The sequence below is a fragment of the Halostagnicola bangensis genome (assembly GCF_054653435.1).
The window spans coordinates 3,187,985-3,205,545 of record NZ_BAAIGG010000002.1 but is presented as its reverse complement, the minus strand read 5'-3'; the positions used below and the strand labels follow the sequence as shown (position 1 = coordinate 3,205,545).

Below are 17,561 nucleotides of genomic sequence, written 5' to 3'. Positions count from 1 at the left end.
TCGCGTCTTCGAGCGGATTCCGATCGAAGCCGCCGAAACCCTGCCACGATGAATACGACGAGAGCCGAAAAAGCAACTCAAATTCTCGCCGCGAGACCAGGTTCAACGGTGTATCCGTCCGGAAGCGTTCGTCGCCAGATTGGTCGAGAACCACTGTCCGAATATGAGCGATTTGTTCCACCTCGTTGATGATTTCGGTCTTCGTTCGGTACATGTACGTCTCCCCCCTCAATCTCGAGCGTTCGTTCTTCCCACGTGCCGTACTGTTCGCAGATCACCTCGAAGCTCGGGACGAAGGCGTTGAGGACGAGACGGCCGCCGGGCGCGAGGGCGTCGTGTATTCGCTCGAGCGCCTCGAGTTGGTCGTCGATCTCGATGACGTGCAAGAACGTGCGGAACGGAACGATAACGAGCGCGTACTCTCGATCGGCCTCGAACGCAGTGACGTCGACTTCCCGAACGGTGGGCTCGAGTTCGTCTTCGGCCGCGTTTTCTCGAAGGATCTCGAGCATGCCACTCGAGATGTCGATTCCATCGGCGTCAACGCCGTCGCGAAGCAGTTCGAGGTAGATCCTGCCCGTACCACAGCCGACCTCGAGCACCGGACCGTCCGCTTCCCGCGCGAGATCTCGGTAGAACTCGAGATCGCCGTCGACGCTCTCGTCGTAGACGGCATCGTAAAACGCGGCTGTCTCGTCGAAGTACTCGTCAACGTCCATGCGAACTGCAACGAATCGAGACACAAAAACGGTAGCCGTGGTATGGGCCACGATACCAATGTAGTTTCCTCCAATCGTTCGCTAACTCAGGGGCCGCTTTGCTCCTCCCCGAGCCGGTCAGATTCCGTGACCCATCAAATGACTGCGCAACACGTCGGCTTCCTTGTTCCCAGTTCCCGTGTTCAGGATCACAATCGTCTCGTCGCCGCCGAACTCGTCACCTTCGGCGAGGTCCCACGCACCGCTCGCGGCCGCGGCACAGGTGGGTGCCATCTCGAGTCCCTCGCCTTTCGCGACGGCGATAGCCGCCTCGAGGATGTCGTCGTCGTCGGTGGCGACCGCGCCGCCGTCGGTCTCCCGGAGCGCCTCGAGAATCCACGGGCTCGCGCCGGGGTCGGGGATTTCGATTCCGCCGCAGATCGTGTCGGGGTGTTCGACCGGTTCGTGCACGTCGCGTCCGTTCTCGAACGCCTCGACGATCGGGGCACAGCCCTCGGCCTGCGCCGCGTAGAGCCGCGGTAGCTCTTCGGTGATCCCGAGCCGTCGGAACTCCCGTGCGGCTTTGTACATCCCGACGAGGCCGACGCCGCCGCCGGTCGGATAAACGATCGCGTCAGGGACCTCCCACTCGAGTTGCTCGACGATCTCGTAGAACATCGTCTTCTTGCCCTCGTGGCGGTACGGCGTCGAGAACGTCTGGAGTGAGTACCAGTCGTCGTTCTCCGCGAGCGCCTCCTCGAAGGCCGCGCCCGCGTCTCCGATTCGACCCCCGACGACGTTCATGTCGCCGCCGTGGACGTTGATCATCGCCTTGTTCGTGAAACTCGAGCGGGAAGGAACGAAAACGTGAGAGTCGAGGTTGGCCCGACCGGCGTAGGCGGCCCCAGCCTGCCCCGCGTTGCCCGCCGTCGCCAGTGCAACGTCGCTCGCCCCGTGCTGTGTCGCGGCCGTCACGGCGACGGTCTGGCCCCGATCCTTGAACGTCCCCGTCGGGTTGCGACCTTCGTCTTTGAGCAGGACTCGCCCGACGCCCAACTCCTCGGCCAGCTTTTCGCATTCGACCAGCGGCGTCGTTCCCTCGTCCATTGTCACGGCCGACTCTCGCGTGAACGGTAACAGCTCCTCGTACCGCCACAGCGAGTCGAACGGCCGCGACTCGAGTTGCGTTCGATCGAGGTCGATCGCCCCGTACTCGTAGCTCGGATCGAGAATCCCGCCACACTCTGGACACTCGTGGCTCGCGTCCTCGGCGTCGAACGTCGCCTCGCAGTCGACACACTCGAGGCCGCGAAAGGCGTCTGTCGTCTCCATACCGTTCGGTTCGTCGCCCAGAACTAAGGACTGTCCATTGGCCTCGCTACGCACGGATTCGACCGGCTACACAGATTTCACTTTGGGTGTCTCGAGAACGGCAGACGCGAATACCTGCAGAATTAGTTGTCGCCGGTCTTCGACTGCCACTCGTAGTCTCGCCGTTTGGCCGATTTGCCGAAGCCACACGAGGAGCATTCGCCTTTCTTCACGTGGTACGATTTGTTGCCACAGCGTCGGCACTTGACGTGTGTCGTCTTGTTCTTCTTTCCTTGGCTCGGGGTTCCTGCACCAGTCATGGAGTGATCGAAACGACGTTATCGCCGCGTATAATGGTTGTGTCTTCGCCCGGCGCTTCCTCTGCGAGTTCGTCTTCGACGGGAATCGTCACGTCTTCTAAGACGAGGTTCATGTGTTGGTCATAGCCGGTGAGGTCGCCGACGTACTCGTCGCCGCTCTTCAATCGGACTGTAACCCGTTCGTCGAGTGACGCCTCGAGGACGTCCAGCGGTCGTCCACTCATACGAAAGACCGCAGGTGATGGACACTTAATCGTACCGGTCGTCTCTGGAACGAGAGTACCACCGCAAAACCTGCAATAGCGGGACTGAATTGCCGAGAAACATGAATGTACCGGCCAAACAAATCGGAACATGTCGACACACTCACCACTCGGTTTGGAGTTCGAAGAAACGCCAAAAATCGGTCGTTCTCTCTCGAATCAGGTCGACTACTTGACGAGCGAGGAGCAGTGGCCGACACCCGAAGTGTATTCGACCAGACATCTCTCGAGTTCGTTGCGAGTGCTACGCCGGCTTCCGTGGTTCTGGGCGTCCACGCTCCCGTTCGCTTCCGTTTCACTGGCCGTTCTCGCTTCGATCAGCACAACGGCTAAGTGCGCTCCCGTGGATGTCCATCGTATGGGCAACAAGAAGTTTACCCTCATCGAGTTGCATCTGGACGGCGACACCCAATTCGGTCCGAAAGTGATCGACGACGCGCTTCCGTTCGGCGAACGGGTCGAAACGGAAGCGCTCGATTCCGAGGAAGAGGACGAGGCCGCAGCCGCCGAAGATGACTCGAGTGGCAAGGGTGCAATCGGCGTCCTCATCGGACTCGCACTTCTGGTCGGCATCGGTGTCGCCCTGAAGAAGTTCCGCGGTGACGACGACGAAGACGAGTTTGAGCAACGCGAAGAGCCGGACGTCATCGTCAACTAAGTTCCGCAGACAGCGACCGGGCCGAACGCTTTTGCGTCCGCTCGTCCTAGTTCAGCTATGAATCTTTATCGCAGCGCCCGGGCAGTCGCCGGGGCCTCCGGTGACGATGCAGTCGACTGGCAATCCGCCGCCGACGCCGCCAAGGCTGCAACTGATCCCGGATCGCTGGATCTCGCGCCCGGCGAACGCGAAGCGTACGCCGAGGATGTCCGCGAGGCCAGAGCAGGCGTTCGCGAGGTTTCGGGAGCCGACTTCGACGTCCCCGAGACCATCGAAATCCAGAACCGCCACCACTGGATCGACGCCAACGTCGCCACCTTCGAGCGGGTAATGGCACCGGTCGAGAACCACACCGAGGTGTTCCCGGGCGTCGCCAGAACGATCAACACGGGAACGATGACGGTATTGCTGTCTTTTCTCGGACGAAACGTGCTTGGCCAGTACGATCCGTTGTTGCTCGCCGACAGACCCACCGACGACCACGCCCTCTACTTCGTCAGGCCGAACATCCTCAACGCCGCCGAAGTGCTCGAGGTCGACTCCGACAGGTTCCGTCGCTGGATCGCCTTTCACGAGGTGACACACGCCGCGGAGTTCGGTGCCGCTCCGTGGCTGTCGGACCACCTCGAGAGCCGCATGGAGGACGGGATCGACGCGCTCGCGGAGGGGAGATTCAACAAGGCCGCGTTTCGCGATCTCGACGCCGCGATGACCGTCGTCGAGGGCTACGCAGAACTACTGATGGACCACGCTTTCGACGACGAGTATGAAGACCTGCGTCGAAAGCTCGACGCCCGCAGACAGGGTCGCGGGCCGCTCCAGCAACTGTTCCGCCGACTGCTCGGACTCGGACTCAAGCAACGACAGTACGAACGCGGAAAGAACTTCTTCGAACACGTCGTCAGAATTCGGGACCTCGAGACCGCGAGTCTGGTGTGGGAACGGCCGGGGAACCTTCCGACCCACGACGAACTCGACTCTCCGGGAACCTGGGTTCGGCGAGTCGAGCGGTAACCACCGCCGTTCGGGAAAGCGGTCACCGACCGCTCCGTTTCACACGTCTCTTGCTCCTGTTACTGTCCATCTCGACTGTTGCTGTCCATCTCGGTTGCGTAATCTTCCCCTCGATGTCATCCGCGGTTTTCGGCGGCCTCCCCGTTGCGGACGACCGCCGAGACAGCTATAGCGATCGGATGCGACTAGACACTAATGGTTTCGCTCGATACGGTTTTCGACCTGCTCAGTGACGAACGTCGGCGGTACGCTATCTATTATCTCAAAGAGCACGGAGGCGAAGTTACCGTCGAGGAGCTACTCGAAACGGTCGCGTCCTGGGAAACGGATACCCACCCGCCGAACATCCCGGACGACTTTCTCCGGGAGATCAAACTCGAACTGCAACACCTCCACCTCCCGAAGGCGAGTTCCGTCGAATTTATCGAATACCTTCCGGAAGACGGCGTCGTAAGAGTTCGCGGACAGCCCTCGGAGTTCAAGACGGTCGTGACGATCGCCCGACTCATCGAACAACCCAGCGAAGAGTGACCGTATCCATAGCTTGATAGGGTCGGTTGTCACTGTTTACCGATCAGTCACCAGAGCGGGGTGGCGTCTGGCTGGAAATGACTTACAAGACCCTATGACGGCGAGCGACCGTCCCCGCCGTTTCCGACGGACGGCCGAAATCGAAGCCGGGGAAATCATCGAAGGATCCAGCGAAGATACCAGAGTAGACAGCTCCCAACCACCAGTCCGCCGATCGTCGCCAGCCCGACGACGGGGACGGAGGCGTCGCCGGAGATCGCCATCAACCCGCCCGAAAGGCCAACGAGACAGACGAAACCGATCATGAGACGATTATCGTCCGAAAGCTCTCTCGACGTCGTGTCTCGTCGGCTCACAGTTGGTGCGGGGCGCTGACGTGCATCGTTCTGAACTTCCATTCCGCTTGATCGGCATCCAGGCCCTGCCGCTCGAGCGTTCCGCTCCACCGTGTGTCGAATCGCCACCGCTGCCCGCTCTGCGTGTCGGTCCACGCGAGGGTCACCTCGTCGGCGAAAATCGCGTACTCGTCGCGGTCGTCGACGACGAGGTTTTCGCTCTCGACGGTCCACTCCGCGGTCGATTCGGCCTGTTCGCGAAGGGCGTCGGCGACGTCTTCGTAGCCGAAAACCGCCTCGCTCACCCCGAACTTGGTCGTCGAGTCGCCCTCGAGGAAATACGGATGTAGTTGCCCGCCCCGGCGTAACGTCTCGTAGTACTCACGAATCGTTTCCTCGACGTTCATGTGTGGATGCTCGAGACCAGTACACAAAGCCTCTCCGGCGGACCGTCGCCCCAAATTGGGAGCAAAAAACTGGTCGTGGAGGGGTTCGATCCTGTGGACGGCGAGAAAGCGGTAGGAATTCTCAGAAATCACATGAATCCGCGGTCGACCCCGTCGGCCTCGATGAGATCGTCGAGTTCCTCGCTCAACAGTTTCTCCGCCTCGTCGAACTGGTCTGCGAGACCGTCGAGTTCGTCGGGGCGGTCGTACTGATCGTACTCCATCGGACCGAACGCCGGACTCTCGAGGGCGTCCATCATGTCGTCGAAGAAATCCTCCGCGGTTGTCGGCGCGTCCGCGTGGGTTTCGACGACCGTCTCGAGTCGTTTCGCGACGGACTCGGCGTGATCCTCGTCTTCGGGCGGAGACTGGACGGCGAATCGGCCGCCGCTTTCGCGTTTGGGCAGGAACGAGCCGATTTCGTCGTCGAGGCTTCGAGCAACTTGGGTTCCAACGCCGTGGACCTCGAAGGGATTCTTCGCGTACGTCTTCAGGAAGAACACCCCCGCATTCGGGTGGGCGAGATACATGTCTTCGCCGACCCCGCCAGCGCGGTCGCCGGCGACAGCGCGCCAGTCCTCCGGATCGGCGCTGTGATCGGTGACGTCCTCGAGTACGTCTTTAAACTCTCGGATCCGCATAACCGGAGATTGGAGGGCGTGAAGAAAGAACGTATCGGTCCGACCGAAGCCGGTTCGAACTGCTGACGATCGAACCAAAAAGAATACGACAACCCGACCCTCAACAATCGTAACCCCTGTTTGAATTATGGTCCGGTCTGAAACAATCAGTTATTCCGAACTGTTTCGCGAATCGCCGATCGAATGCTCGCTCATCTCTATCGGTCCGGTTGCACTCGCGTTCGGTCAACTCGGCAATAGTTACATCAACGACATCTCTCCGGCACTCGCGATCGCGTTTGCGATTGCGATGATCACCTTTGCAGTCGTCGCAACCGGCCACTACGCCGCAGCCTATCGACTTCGACAACTCGAGTCGTCAGCCACCCGGTGAGAACGAACTGTTTCTCTCATCGCGTCCCGGTATCGGGATCTGTCGCGACCGTCGTCGCTTCGCGAGATTCGTAGGCGTTGTACCCGGCCAGCCCCGCGATAAGTAGTCCCGAGACGGCGGTGCTCCAGAAGAGGCCCATCGTCATCTCGAGAAGTGCCGCCGCAACGATCAGCCAGATACCGAGGAGTGCGACGAGCGTCGCGATACCGGTGCTAAGCGGGATGTCGTTCGATAACCGGTAGTAGTTGTAGCCTGCGGCGAGGAAAACGACGGCACCGACCGCGACGTTGTTCCACAGTGATGCCGTCGCGACGTCGTAGACCAGCACCGACAGCACAACCCAGGCACCGATCACGGCGACGATGCCGCTGACGAACGCCGTGTTTCGCCGGCGCTCTTCGTTCGCGATCTGCGTCGACTCGTTTCGCGGATCCCCACCTGCGTCGACCTGCGCGGCGTTCGTCGTTCGTTCATCGGATTTGATTCGATCGTCCGCGCCGATATCGTCGTCGGTAAACTCGTCTCCGGCCCGGTGATCTGAACCCACGCTCGTCTCGCCGTCGTCGTTGGGACTGGGGTCACTCATCGCGGAATCGGTTCGAGTCGGATCCCAAAAGCGCCGGTGACCGTTCCAATCGCGTTCGCATCACTGTCGGTGGTAATACCGTTTTACTACGGAAACGGTTCGATCTCCACCCCCTCCAATCGATGCGGGTCCCGGTGAGATCAACTCGGCCGCGTCGAGGCGAACTCCCCGGAGGTTTGCAGCGAAAACGAGAACGTCGACCCCTCGCCAGGTTCGGATTCTACCCAGATTTCGCCACCGTGGCGTTCGATGATCCGCTCGCAGATAGCGAGACCGATACCGGTGCCCGCGTACTCCTCGCGGCTGTGCAGCCGGTCGAAAACATCGAAGATCCGATCCGCGTTATCGGAGTCGATCCCGATCCCGTCGTCATGGACCGAAATAATCGTTTTCCGACCGTGTTGTTCGGCAGACACGTGAATCTGGGGCGGCTCCTCGCCGCTGTACTTGATCGCGTTACTCAGCAGGTTCTGGACGACCTGCTGGAGCTGACTCGAGTCGCCCCTCACACAGGGGAGTGACTCCGTGGAAATCGCCGCGTTCTGCTCTTCGACCTGAATCTGGAGGCTTTCGAGAACCCCTTCGAAAACGTCGTCCATCTCGACCGGTTCGAAGGACTTTCCGTGGGTTTCAACGCGGGAGTACGTGAGCAACGCATCGATCATTTCCCGCATGCGATCAGCTCCATCGACGGCAAACTCGAGGAACTCCTCGCCGGTGTCGTCGAGCTCCTCACCGTAGCGTCGGTCGATTAGTTCGAGGTAACTCGAGACCATCCGGAGGGGCTCTTGGAGGTCGTGAGACGCCGCGTAGGCGAACTGTTCCAGCCGTTCGTTCGACTCCTTGAGGTCCTCCTCTCGGTGTCTTTGCTCGAGTTCGTATTTGATCCATTGGCCCATCAAGTGATGGAAGGTTCGCTCGGCGGCGGAGAACTCCCGCGACCGTCCCTCGTCGGAGACGAAAAAGAACGTTCTGTCCTGACACGCCTCGAGTTCGATTCGCGTTCCGAGGTAGGTCTCGATCCCGTACTCGTCGTAGGCGGCGGTCTCTTCGAATCCGTCGCCTACCGGATCGGTAACGCTGATGGTTTCTTGGCCGCTCACTATCGACTGACAGTACGCTTCCGAGAGCGGGACTTCTCCTTCCGGAACAACCTCGCCATCGGATTCGCTCGTCAGTTCGATCTCCAGCGCATCGTTCGGTTTGTCGATCCGGGCGATACAGCCGACATCGAGATCGAAGCGTTCGCAACCGAGTTCGAAGATCGCGTCTAGTTTTTCCTCGAACGTCCGATCCGTATCCGCTGCGATCTCGTACAGCGTTCGCTGGTGGCGCTCGCGTTTCTCCTGCTCGAGTTCGTATTTGACCCACTGACTCAGCAACCGATGAAACGTGCGTTCGTCGTCGCTGAACCCTTCGCTTTTTTGCTCTTGAGAAACGAAGAAGAACGTTCGGTTTGCCGTCGCCTCGAACTCCAGATACGTGCCGAGATACGCCGATACGCCGCATTCTTGATGCGCGATGGTTTCGTCGAAATCGTCCAGCGATGGATCGGTCACAGCTGTGACGCCGGATCGATCGATCACTGCGGGACAAAACGTCTCCGAAAGCGGCATTTCGAGACCGGGTTCGAACGCGTCCTCGGTCGCGTTTGTATACTCGAGTTCGAACGAATCCGTTTCGGGTTCGACGCGGGCGAGGCCGCCGAAATCGAGGCCGAACCGTTCACAGCCGAGTTCGAACAGATCTTGAAGTTTTTCCTCGAAGGTCTGTGTCGAGTCGGCCATGATTTCGGTTTGCTCGTGGAGCGACTGCTGGCGTTCCTCCAGTTCGTTCTTCGCCGTCGATCGGTCATAGAGCGTGTCCATCATCCGATTGACAGTGTTTTTTGGGGTTTCAGGACCGAAGAAATCAGCAGGGGGCGTGTAGTAGAAATTCTGACAGATTGTCTGTTGTTGGACCACGTAGGGATGTGTCTTGATGATATCCCGGATTATCTCCGGAGAGAACCGCTTGCGGTTGTACTGACAGAGTGCGATGGCGTTAGCCTGTGGGAAAAACTGGTTGAGTTTCGTTTCGTACTCGATGAGATCCTCGAGGTCAGTGCTCTCGCTGAGCACCCACGTCATTTCTCCCGTAATTCGGAAGCCGTTGTACGATTCGGTGGCGTCGTCGATCGCCGTCGAGAGAATCGACAGCATCTCGTCTGGATCGAACGCTCCGTTTTGAAGGTAGGAGTTTGCCGCAGTGTCAATGGTGAGCGCGCCCGACTCGAGTGTTGCTTCCGTATCGATTCCCGCGGTCTCCATCGCCGCTCGAACCTCCGCCTTGCTGTTCTCATCTGCAATGTATAGACATCGTTCGCCTCGCTCGAGTCCTTGCCGGACGAACGGAATCGCGGTCTGGAACTGCTCGTCTCGGGATTCGTAGACGAGCGCGAGGTGATCGTTCGACTCGTGATGTCTCGAGGATTCGACCGGTCCTCGAAAGTCGGGACTCGCCTGGAGAGCCTCGACCCCGGTCTGGGCAGTCGGATCGTCTGTTTCCGCGTCTTGTCTAATTTCGCTCATGATCTCCTCGTGTTCAGTCAGTTGAAGGCATCGACGTTCACGGCAGCCGTCCACCAACGAGATCAGCAGAGATCGGCGTGGATATCGTCTTCGGTACCCTGTGAGGACGCATTCGGGTAATTTCAGCTGTAGTTCTGAAGGGCGATTCGCGTACTAAGGGATCAACAGATGAACACATAAAAGTCCGCGGGTGGTTCCCATTCGATATTCTAGAACTCTTCGAGAGCGTCTCCTCCTCCTCCTGCTTTCCTTCTTCGAACGCCTTCTCTTTTCTGAGCGCTCGAAAGGGAAGCCCCACACTATCAGAAGTGGTGGCATCGTTCAAGAACGCATAAATCCCTGCCCCGGTTGCGTCCACGTATGGACGCGTACGAGTTGATTATGCGAAACGCCGAGGAGGTCGTCACCGACGAGGAGGTGCGGGAACTCGCTTCGAATCCCGACGGCAAGCGCGCCTACGTTGGCTACGAACCCTCGGGTGTGCTCCACCTCGGGCATCTGCTGACCGCGAACAAACTGATCGACTTACAGGAGGCCGGCCTCGAGGTCGTCGTCTTGCTCGCGGATGTCCACGCCTACCTCAACGGCAAGGGAACCTTCGAGGAAATCCGCGAGACGGCCGAACAGATGCGTGCGCAGTTTCTGGCCTACGGACTCGAGGAGGACCAGACCGAGTTCGTCTACGGCTCGGAGTTCCAGCTCGACGAGGAGTACACGCTGGACTTGCACACCTTAGAGCTCGAGACGACGCTGAACCGTGCCCAGCGCGCGATGGCTGAGATTCAGGGCGGCGAGACGGCGAAGGTGAGCCACGTCGTCTACCCGCTGATGCAGACTCTGGACATCGAGTATCTCGACCTCGATCTCGCCGTGGGCGGAATCGACCAGCGGAAAGTCCACATGCTTGCCCGCGAGGAGTTGCCTGAACTGGGCTACGACGTTCGGCCATGCCTCCACACGCCGATCGTCGCCGATCTCACCTCGGGCGAGGGCAAGATGTCCTCAAGCGAGGGCGTCACCATCTCGATGGAGGACTCGACGGACGAACTCGAGGACAAGGTCAACTCCGCGTTCTGTCCGCCGACGGCCGATCCGGAAGGCGACCTCGAGAACCCGGTTCTCGAACTGTTCGAGTACCACGTCTTCCCCCGCTTCGAGGAAGTCGTCGTCGAGCGACCCGACGAGTACGGCGGCGATATTACCTACGAGAGCTACGAAGCGCTCGAGGCGGACCTCGAGTCCGGCGAACTCCATCCCGCAGACGCCAAAGGCACGCTCGCGAGCTACCTCGACGAACTGATCGCGCCGGGCCGAGAGAAGCTCCGAGAGATTCGGTCCTGAGAATCACTCGAGACGTGCGAATCCCTCGACAAACGAACCACTTGTCAGCGAAGTAGCCACGGCATACGCGCCTCTGCACCGACCACAGCACGCGCGGCGGCGCGCGCTGGATCGGGGTTCGATCGAACCCCGATCAAAACCCGTGCGAGGGATGAGGGAACGAGCGTGCGAGTGACCGAATCGGTTGGGGAGGATGTGGAAATCCCTGTTGTCGGCGATAGTGGGGTGTTGAAATCATTTTACAGCTGAACTGTGGAAGAATATCAATTACCCAAAACACTATCGAACGAACAACTACCGACTCCAGATTGAACTCCTGTCTTCGAGTGAGTATAGCGAAGAAAATCGCGAGACGAGTAAACGAGCGGCTTCGTCGCATTCAAGAGCCACCCACGCCAGCACCCGGCATGGAGAAACTCGAGCGACTCGACGACTATCTCGAGAATCGCGACCTTGCGTCGGTCTGGTTTGCCCGTCCGAACTCGTTTACCTGGCTCACCGGCGGCTCGAACGTGATCGACCGAGCCGCGGACGCCGGCGTCGCGGCAATCGGTTACGACGGTGACGAACTGACGCTTCTCACCGACAACATCGAAGCCGACCGCATCCTCGAGGAGGAGTGTCCGGACCTCGAGGAACCACCTGCAGTCGAACGATTCCCGTGGCACGAAACGTCCCTCGAGGACGCACTCACGGAGTACGCAGGGAAAAACGCCGCGGCGGATATCGACATCCCGTGGTTCGAACGGGTCGATCCAACGACGCTTCGCCAGCCGTTGACCGAGCAAGACTGCGATCGATACCGCGATCTCGGGGCCGAAACCGCCGCCGCGGTCGAATCCGTCTGTCACGAACTCCGTAGCGAGGACACCGAACACGAAGTCGCCTCCGCGCTCCGGGTCGCGCTATCGGCTCGAGAAATCGAAGCGCCCGTCATCCTCGTCGGCGGCTCCGAGCGCGCCACGGAGTATCGCCACTACACGCCCAAACGCGAGGAACTCGGCGACTACGCGCTCGTATCGGTGACCGCCCAGCGAGACGGTCTACACGCGAGTTGTACCAGAACCGTCGCGTTCGACCCGCCGGCGTGGCTCGAGGAACGCCACGCGGCCGCGACTCGAGTCGAGACCACGGCGCTTGCGGCCACGCAAGAACTCGCAACTACAACCAAAACACCGGAGACGACCCCAAGGGCGGGCGACGTCTTCGACGCGATCCAGCACGCCTACGACGAAGTCGGCTGGGACGGCGAGTGGGAACTCCACCACCAGGGCGGTGCCGCTGGCTTCGCCGGCCGCGAATGGATCGCCACGCCGGATCACGAGGCGGCCGTGCGAGCGCCGATGGCCTACGCCTGGAATCCGACCATACAGGGTGCAAAAAGCGAAGGAACCGTTCTCGTTACCGACAACGAGTTCGAACCGCTGACGGCCACCGGCCAGTGGCCGACCGTGAGCGCTCGAGCCGTCGACCGTGATCTCGAACTCGAGCGACCGGGCATTCTCGGAATTCACGACGAGTGACTCACAGTGGCCAGTGTCAACCGAAGTTTCGGAGATCAATGAGACGTGAAGCGACAACGCGTTAACCGACAACACTGAGCCGTTGAAGTCGACGAGACCGGTTCTCGAGACTGTCACCCGGCCTATCTTACTACCGTCGGTACAGTTATTCTGACCCTAAATCCGACGCGTCATCAGCCGATGAGTCTTGATCCTCAGAACTGGAGTCTTCCGTAACGGAATCCGTTTCTGTGCCATCGTCGGACGCCCCGTCGTTGCTCTCTCCGTTCTCGAATTCTTCCTCGAGCGCGGCCACGTCGTCCTCGTCGACCGTGATCGTCACGGGTTCGGCGTCTTCATCGTCCTCGAGTTCCCGCGGGCCGTCTCGATCGAGCAGTCTGTCGAGCGTGAAGATGGTGTTCAGTTCCTGTTGGACCTGATCGACGACGCCGCCGACGAGGTCGCTCGGCTGGATAGCCGTGTACTCGTAGGGGTTGTTCCCCGCGCCTTCGCTGGCGCGTTTTTCCCGGATAACGCGGTCTTCGTCGTTGAGCTCCGCGAGTGCTTCCCGGACGGTACTCGGATAGAGGCCGGTCCCCTTGGCGACCTCCTCCGACGTACTTCCTGGATTCGCCAGCAAGTAGACGTAGATCTTCGCTCTCGTTTCCGTATCGAGGATCCACGAGAGGAGATCGACGATCCGCTGGTCGACCTCGTCAGCCGCCGTTTCACGCATTCGTTCGCCAGTCTCGGATGAATCGTTCGGACCGTCCGCTCGGTCGTCCGGACCATCTGGCTGGTGCTCGTCGATCTCGTCTGAAGCCATGTGTCCTCTCGTCGGGGACAAAGTTGTCCGCGGTGTTAAAGCTTTGCAGCGGGTAGTGAATCGTTCGCAAGCCGATTCTACTCACTCTCCCTCGAGAAGCAGCGACTCACACAGCGCATCCGTCCCCTCCTCCTGTCGAAGCCGGCGCTGGGTGTCCGTCCCGCTCGGGGAGTCGTAGACGTCTTTGATGCCGTCGATGCCCAATCGTTCGCACTCTCGATCGACGACCTCGCCAAGCCCGACGGTGCCCTCGAGATCGCGATCGATGAACGTCGCGTCGTGACCGTTCCGGATCGCCCGCCACTTATTGTCGTCGAGGAGTTCGCGCCGGTGTCGTTCGCCCGTCGTCCCGTCCTCGTACTCCTCGGCGAGCGCTTCGACGAGTGCGTGGCAGTATTCGACAAACGCCAGCACGATATCGGGATCGGCCTGCCCGTCCGGCGTTCGAATCTCGACCGTTCCGTGCTCTGTGTGCGGGCGAACGTCGTACCACAGCTCACCCCTGTCGCGAATCGAATCGGCCTCGAGCATCCGCCGCTCGAACGTGTCGAAGGCCTCGTAGTCCTCGAAGTAGGTCGGCATACCCGTGTTCGGTAGCGCTTCGAATATTTTTCCCCGTGCAGACTCGAGGCCGGTGTCGAACCCGTTCCAGTACGGCGAGTTCGCCGAAAGCGCGAGCATGATCGGGACGTACCAGCGCAGTTCGTTCGCGATCCAGACCGCTTTGTCGGCGTCGTCGACGCCGACGTGAACGTGGACGCCAGCGGTCGTGTTCCGGTGTTGTGGGTACTGAATCCGATCGAGTTGCGACTGGTACCTTGGCTTCTCCGCGTGCTCGAGTTCGCGCCACTTCGCGAGGGGGTGCAATCCCGCGGCGGCGATCTGGTACCCGTGTTCCTCGGCGTATTCGACCAGCGCCCGTCGAATCTCGAGGAGCGCACCGCGGGCGTCTTCGGGACGTTCGATCAGCGGCGTCTGGGTTTCGATGACGAACTTGAACAGTTCGTGATCGAGCCGACCCTCGAGAATTTCGGGTGGGTCGTGCTCGTAGACGAGTTCGTCCGTCCCGCTCGTGGGCCGTCCGTCGCCGTCGACGACGAAACATTCCTCTTCGATGCCCAGTGTGCCCATCCGTGTGAACGATTCCGACGACCCGCGTTCCATCGTCTGTGGCTTTCGGCCGAGGTGGTAAATACGGTTTGGACTCGGAAGCGCTCTCGGCGATCGGAACCTGGTACGCCCGAGAGCGGTCTCGAGCGAGCGTTTCGCCGAAGAAACACGCTATTACCGCGTTACTGGGGGCGCGCGACGATCGCGAGGTGGTCCGTGTGGTAATCATCCAGCCGCTGGGTCTCGAGGATCTCGTAGCCGTCCGGACTCGCCGTCAGCTCCTCGCGAACGTCCGCGAACACGTCCTCTGGGTCGCGCGTCACGTCTTCGCTCCTGGCCTTGACCGCGAGCAACAGGCGTCCGTCGTCTGCCAGAAACTGCCGGTTCTCGAGTGCGACTCGGGCCTGTCCTCGAGTCGCGACATCTTGGATGATAACCTCGACGTCCGACTCCACGACGTGGGCGTACGTCTCGGGTTTCCGGGCGTCTTTCAACAGCGGAAACAGGCGCGGCCGCGACTCAGCAGCCGAAAGGAGCTCTCGAGCGGGCCGTGGGGCGAACTCCACGGCATAGGTCGGCCCAGAGAAGTCCGCGACGTGGCTCACCGTCGTCCCGCTCGCAGCGCCGAGGTAGAGCACCGTTTCCTCGCCCTCGAGTCCATGGTCCACCCCCAGCTCGAGCATTGCGCCGAGTTTCGATCGGTGAGGGTCCCACGCGCGCCACTGGTCTTCGATCGGTTCCCCGTAGACCGGCTCCCCTCGAGTGGCGAGTCGCTCCTCGCCGTCGATTTGGCGGCGCTCGACGCCCTGTGGGAGGTTACTCATCGTCGGCACCTCCGTCGGTGTCGTCGACCCCATCAGCATCGGCGACCGCATCACTGCCCTCGCCCCCGCCGTTGTACTCGTCGCCGGTTCGAGCCCGAATTGTCTCGAGGCGCTCGGTCAGTTCGGCCTCAAGGTCGGGGCGGTACTCCCCCGAGTAGTGGTCGACTCGCGCACCGATCGAGAGCTTGCCGGCGAGCGCCCGCGCCGCCGAGCCGCGATTCTCCATCGGCGTCTTGCGCACGCCGTCGTGCATGTAGATGATGCCGTGTTTCGGCGACGGAGCGTGCCCGCGGAGGTGGGCAAAGAGCGCGTCCTCGGCACCCAGGACTTGCACGGTCCCGCTCGGTTTCTTCGCCAGCGACTCGAGGCCGCCGGCCAGCGAGATCAGCCTCGCGCCGAGGACGGGCCCGGCAAGCGCGCTCAGATTCGGCGCGACGGTCGGCATCGTCTGTTCGATGTACGCGCGCAACCGTTCTGCCTCGTCCTCGAGTTCGACGACCTGCTCGGCCAGCGAAGTGACGGCCGTCTCGTCGGGGTCTGGATCGTTGCTCGCGAGCGCTCGAGCGTATTCGATTCCCGTTCCGGCGTCGGGGTCGAGCGTTCCGCCCCACTCCGCGACCCGTTCAGCCAGCTCGTTCGCGGTTCGCTGGCAGTCGTCCATCGCGCGAATCGCGTGGATCAACTGGCTGTCGTCGGCTCGCTCGCGTTCGGTGACGGCCGCTCGAGTCGCGGCCATCGTCGCTCGGTGGAGGAGATCGTAGTACTCGTTCTCGTCGTCGACGATCCCTGCGTCGACCGCCCGTGCGGGCCAGGAATCCGGTTCGCTCGCGTTCCCCTCGCGTATCGTGGCGGCGAGTGCGTCATCGCTCGCGTCGGAATCGGACGCGACGGCCGCGAACCATCCCGCTGTCGTAGTCATACGTGCCCGTTTCCGCCGCGTGCGATTAAAGGCCCCGTTCGGAGCCGTCATAGCTCAGGAGAGAGTCATTCGAACGTGAGCAGATCAAAAAAGTCCCGTAGCCGCCCGACGTTTGCTCGAGCGAACCGCCCGGAAAACACCTTGAGATCGAATCAGACGCCGAACGTCGCTCGAAGCATGTCTCGCGTGCCCGGCCCGAGTCCGACCGCGACGACGGTGATCATGAGCAAGATTGCATAGCGCGGGCTATCCTCGAAGACCGTCTCATCGAAGATCCAGATGACGAACACCGCGGCGGCCAGTTTGACGAGGAGGAACGGCCAGGCTTCACCGGTCACCGCGACGATGTCCGCGGGTAACAGCGATCCAGTCGTGTCGACGATCCACTCGTTGACAGGGTGTTTGGGGACGAGATTCGACGAGTGGCCGAACGCGGTCGCCCAGTCGAGCCCGATGACGTTCGCGACGCCGTCGACCGCGTGGGCCCAGATGACGACGAGTCCCATGTACTCCGTCCCGCGATTGATTCCGGGTACGAGCGTCCGGATGAGCAACCAGGTAATTCCGGTCGCGACGGTCGCGCCGACCAGCGTGACGACCAGGAGCCACCCATAGAACGTCGCGTACGGCTCAGTTGCCGTGAGGTAGCCGAGATAACCGACGGTCACCACAAGAAGCACCGTGCCGATTCCCGCAAGCGGGTACTCATAGCCCGAGACGTGGTCGTTTCGCTCGAGCCACACCGAGACGACGACCGCGATTGCGGCGATGATGAAGACGACGAAGTAGATGAGCGGGCTAATGAGAAAACCGGACCACGGCAGTTCGATCGCGAGCTCACCAGTGTCTCTGTAGGCCGCAACGTTCGCGTCCTCGACGACGCGAAGTGCACCGCCGAAGAGCATGAACGGAAACAGCCCGTAGAAGCCGGCGCGATACCGGTCGATATCGAGGCGCTGGATCAGGAAGATGATGCCGATGACGCCGAGAATAAGCGTCGGGATGTAGCCCGCGTACGACTGCCAGGTGTACCCCGGCGACGCCGTCGGCCCCTCCGTGCCGGCCGCACACTCAACCTGTTCACCGCCGGCCCACGCGACGCAGTTCCAGCCGTGGGCGTCGGCGACCACCGGTCCCCAGTAATAGTGCCAGATGATGTCAACGTACACTCGCTGCGGGAAGAAGATCGCCAGTAGGGCGATCCCGGAAGCGAGGATCGCGACGGTCGCGGCCCAGACGTGTTCCGGACCGAACCGTTCGATGAAGTCGTCCATAACCGATATCCGTTGGGGC

20 protein-coding genes are annotated in these 17,561 nt (G+C 61.0%); 6 read left to right on the top strand and 14 right to left on the bottom strand.

Features of this window, described 5'->3' with window-relative positions; all coding sequences use genetic code 11:
* Nucleotides 1-77 precede the first annotated feature (77 nt).
* The 4 genes from ACYQ14_RS17675 to ACYQ14_RS17660 all read right to left on the bottom strand — a co-directional run bounded on the left by ACYQ14_RS17675 (nucleotide 78) and on the right by ACYQ14_RS17660 (nucleotide 2,553).
* Nucleotides 78-719, bottom strand: a complete 642-nt coding sequence (locus ACYQ14_RS17675) for a class I SAM-dependent methyltransferase (RefSeq protein ID WP_459889835.1) — start codon at nucleotides 717-719, stop codon at nucleotides 78-80.
* Between the two features lie 117 nt (nucleotides 720-836).
* Entirely contained in the window at nucleotides 837-2,030 is a 1,194-nt protein-coding gene (locus tag ACYQ14_RS17670) for a threonine synthase (protein WP_459889833.1), read from the bottom strand.
* Between the two features lie 122 nt (nucleotides 2,031-2,152).
* Nucleotides 2,153-2,329, bottom strand: coding sequence for a 50S ribosomal protein L37e (locus tag ACYQ14_RS17665; RefSeq protein WP_459889831.1), 177 nt, complete (start codon nucleotides 2,327-2,329; stop codon nucleotides 2,153-2,155).
* Nucleotides 2,326-2,553 (bottom strand): LSM domain-containing protein, encoded by a 228-nt coding sequence (locus ACYQ14_RS17660; protein WP_283835620.1) that lies wholly within the window; start codon nucleotides 2,551-2,553, stop codon nucleotides 2,326-2,328. Before ACYQ14_RS17660 ends, ACYQ14_RS17665 begins: the two co-directional genes overlap by 4 nt.
* Nucleotides 2,554-2,950: 397 nt before the next feature.
* On the opposite strand from ACYQ14_RS17660, the gene ACYQ14_RS17655 reads away from it, so the two are divergent.
* From ACYQ14_RS17655 to ACYQ14_RS17645, 3 genes are all read left to right on the top strand, one after another.
* Nucleotides 2,951-3,250, top strand: a complete 300-nt coding sequence (locus ACYQ14_RS17655; RefSeq protein ID WP_459889829.1) for a hypothetical protein — start codon at nucleotides 2,951-2,953, stop codon at nucleotides 3,248-3,250.
* Nucleotides 3,251-3,307: 57 nt separating this feature from the next.
* Complete coding sequence (locus ACYQ14_RS17650; protein ID WP_459889827.1) at nucleotides 3,308-4,264, top strand: zinc-dependent metalloprotease; 957 nt, start codon at nucleotides 3,308-3,310, stop codon at nucleotides 4,262-4,264.
* Between the two features lie 195 nt (nucleotides 4,265-4,459).
* A complete protein-coding gene (locus ACYQ14_RS17645) occupies nucleotides 4,460-4,795 on the top strand; it encodes a DUF7344 domain-containing protein (RefSeq protein ID WP_459889825.1) in 336 nt (111 codons plus the stop codon).
* A 155-nt stretch (nucleotides 4,796-4,950) separates the two neighbouring features.
* Here ACYQ14_RS17645 and ACYQ14_RS17640 read toward each other — a convergent pair whose 3' ends face one another.
* From ACYQ14_RS17640 to ACYQ14_RS17630, 3 genes are all read right to left on the bottom strand, one after another.
* Nucleotides 4,951-5,100 carry a hypothetical protein gene (locus ACYQ14_RS17640; RefSeq protein WP_459889823.1) on the bottom strand — a complete coding sequence of 50 codons (150 nt, stop codon included), beginning with the start codon at nucleotides 5,098-5,100 and terminating at the stop codon, nucleotides 4,951-4,953.
* A 47-nt stretch (nucleotides 5,101-5,147) separates the two neighbouring features.
* Complete coding sequence (locus ACYQ14_RS17635) at nucleotides 5,148-5,537, bottom strand: nuclear transport factor 2 family protein (protein ID WP_283835613.1); 390 nt, start codon at nucleotides 5,535-5,537, stop codon at nucleotides 5,148-5,150.
* 128 nt (nucleotides 5,538-5,665) lie between these two features.
* Complete coding sequence (locus tag ACYQ14_RS17630) at nucleotides 5,666-6,217, bottom strand: hypothetical protein (RefSeq protein WP_459889821.1); 552 nt, start codon at nucleotides 6,215-6,217, stop codon at nucleotides 5,666-5,668.
* 127 nt (nucleotides 6,218-6,344) lie between these two features.
* On the opposite strand from ACYQ14_RS17630, the gene ACYQ14_RS17625 reads away from it, so the two are divergent.
* Nucleotides 6,345-6,590 (top strand): hypothetical protein, encoded by a 246-nt coding sequence (locus ACYQ14_RS17625; protein ID WP_459889819.1) that lies wholly within the window; start codon nucleotides 6,345-6,347, stop codon nucleotides 6,588-6,590.
* Between the two features lie 16 nt (nucleotides 6,591-6,606).
* Here ACYQ14_RS17625 and ACYQ14_RS17620 read toward each other — a convergent pair whose 3' ends face one another.
* Both ACYQ14_RS17620 and ACYQ14_RS17615 read right to left on the bottom strand, forming a co-directional pair.
* Nucleotides 6,607-7,176: an SPW repeat domain-containing protein gene (locus ACYQ14_RS17620; RefSeq protein ID WP_459889817.1), complete on the bottom strand. Its 570-nt coding sequence runs from the start codon at nucleotides 7,174-7,176 to the stop codon at nucleotides 6,607-6,609.
* 140 nt (nucleotides 7,177-7,316) lie between these two features.
* A complete protein-coding gene (locus ACYQ14_RS17615; RefSeq protein ID WP_459889815.1) occupies nucleotides 7,317-9,746 on the bottom strand; it encodes an MEDS domain-containing protein in 2,430 nt (809 codons plus the stop codon).
* 360 nt (nucleotides 9,747-10,106) lie between these two features.
* On the opposite strand from ACYQ14_RS17615, the gene ACYQ14_RS17610 reads away from it, so the two are divergent.
* Both ACYQ14_RS17610 and ACYQ14_RS17605 read left to right on the top strand, forming a co-directional pair.
* Complete coding sequence (locus ACYQ14_RS17610; protein ID WP_283835608.1) at nucleotides 10,107-11,087, top strand: tyrosine--tRNA ligase; 981 nt, start codon at nucleotides 10,107-10,109, stop codon at nucleotides 11,085-11,087.
* A gap of 407 nt (nucleotides 11,088-11,494) precedes the next feature.
* Nucleotides 11,495-12,610 carry a M24 family metallopeptidase gene (locus ACYQ14_RS17605; protein ID WP_459890116.1) on the top strand — a complete coding sequence of 372 codons (1,116 nt, stop codon included), beginning with the start codon at nucleotides 11,495-11,497 and terminating at the stop codon, nucleotides 12,608-12,610.
* A 145-nt stretch (nucleotides 12,611-12,755) separates the two neighbouring features.
* Here ACYQ14_RS17605 and ACYQ14_RS17600 read toward each other — a convergent pair whose 3' ends face one another.
* The 5 genes from ACYQ14_RS17600 to ACYQ14_RS17580 form a co-directional block, all read right to left on the bottom strand.
* Complete coding sequence (locus ACYQ14_RS17600) at nucleotides 12,756-13,415, bottom strand: helix-turn-helix domain-containing protein (RefSeq protein WP_459889813.1); 660 nt, start codon at nucleotides 13,413-13,415, stop codon at nucleotides 12,756-12,758.
* Between the two features lie 81 nt (nucleotides 13,416-13,496).
* Complete coding sequence (locus tag ACYQ14_RS17595) at nucleotides 13,497-14,579, bottom strand: glutamate--cysteine ligase (protein ID WP_459889812.1); 1,083 nt, start codon at nucleotides 14,577-14,579, stop codon at nucleotides 13,497-13,499.
* A gap of 128 nt (nucleotides 14,580-14,707) precedes the next feature.
* On the bottom strand, nucleotides 14,708-15,349 hold the full coding sequence (locus ACYQ14_RS17590; protein ID WP_459889811.1) for a fibrillarin-like rRNA/tRNA 2'-O-methyltransferase: 642 nt from the start codon (nucleotides 15,347-15,349) through the stop codon (nucleotides 14,708-14,710).
* On the bottom strand, nucleotides 15,342-16,268 hold the full coding sequence (locus tag ACYQ14_RS17585) for an NOP5/NOP56 family protein (protein ID WP_459889809.1): 927 nt from the start codon (nucleotides 16,266-16,268) through the stop codon (nucleotides 15,342-15,344). Before ACYQ14_RS17585 ends, ACYQ14_RS17590 begins: the two co-directional genes overlap by 8 nt.
* A gap of 152 nt (nucleotides 16,269-16,420) precedes the next feature.
* Entirely contained in the window at nucleotides 16,421-17,542 is a 1,122-nt protein-coding gene (locus tag ACYQ14_RS17580; RefSeq protein ID WP_459889807.1) for a DUF63 family protein, read from the bottom strand.
* Between the last annotated feature and the right edge of the window lie 19 nt (nucleotides 17,543-17,561).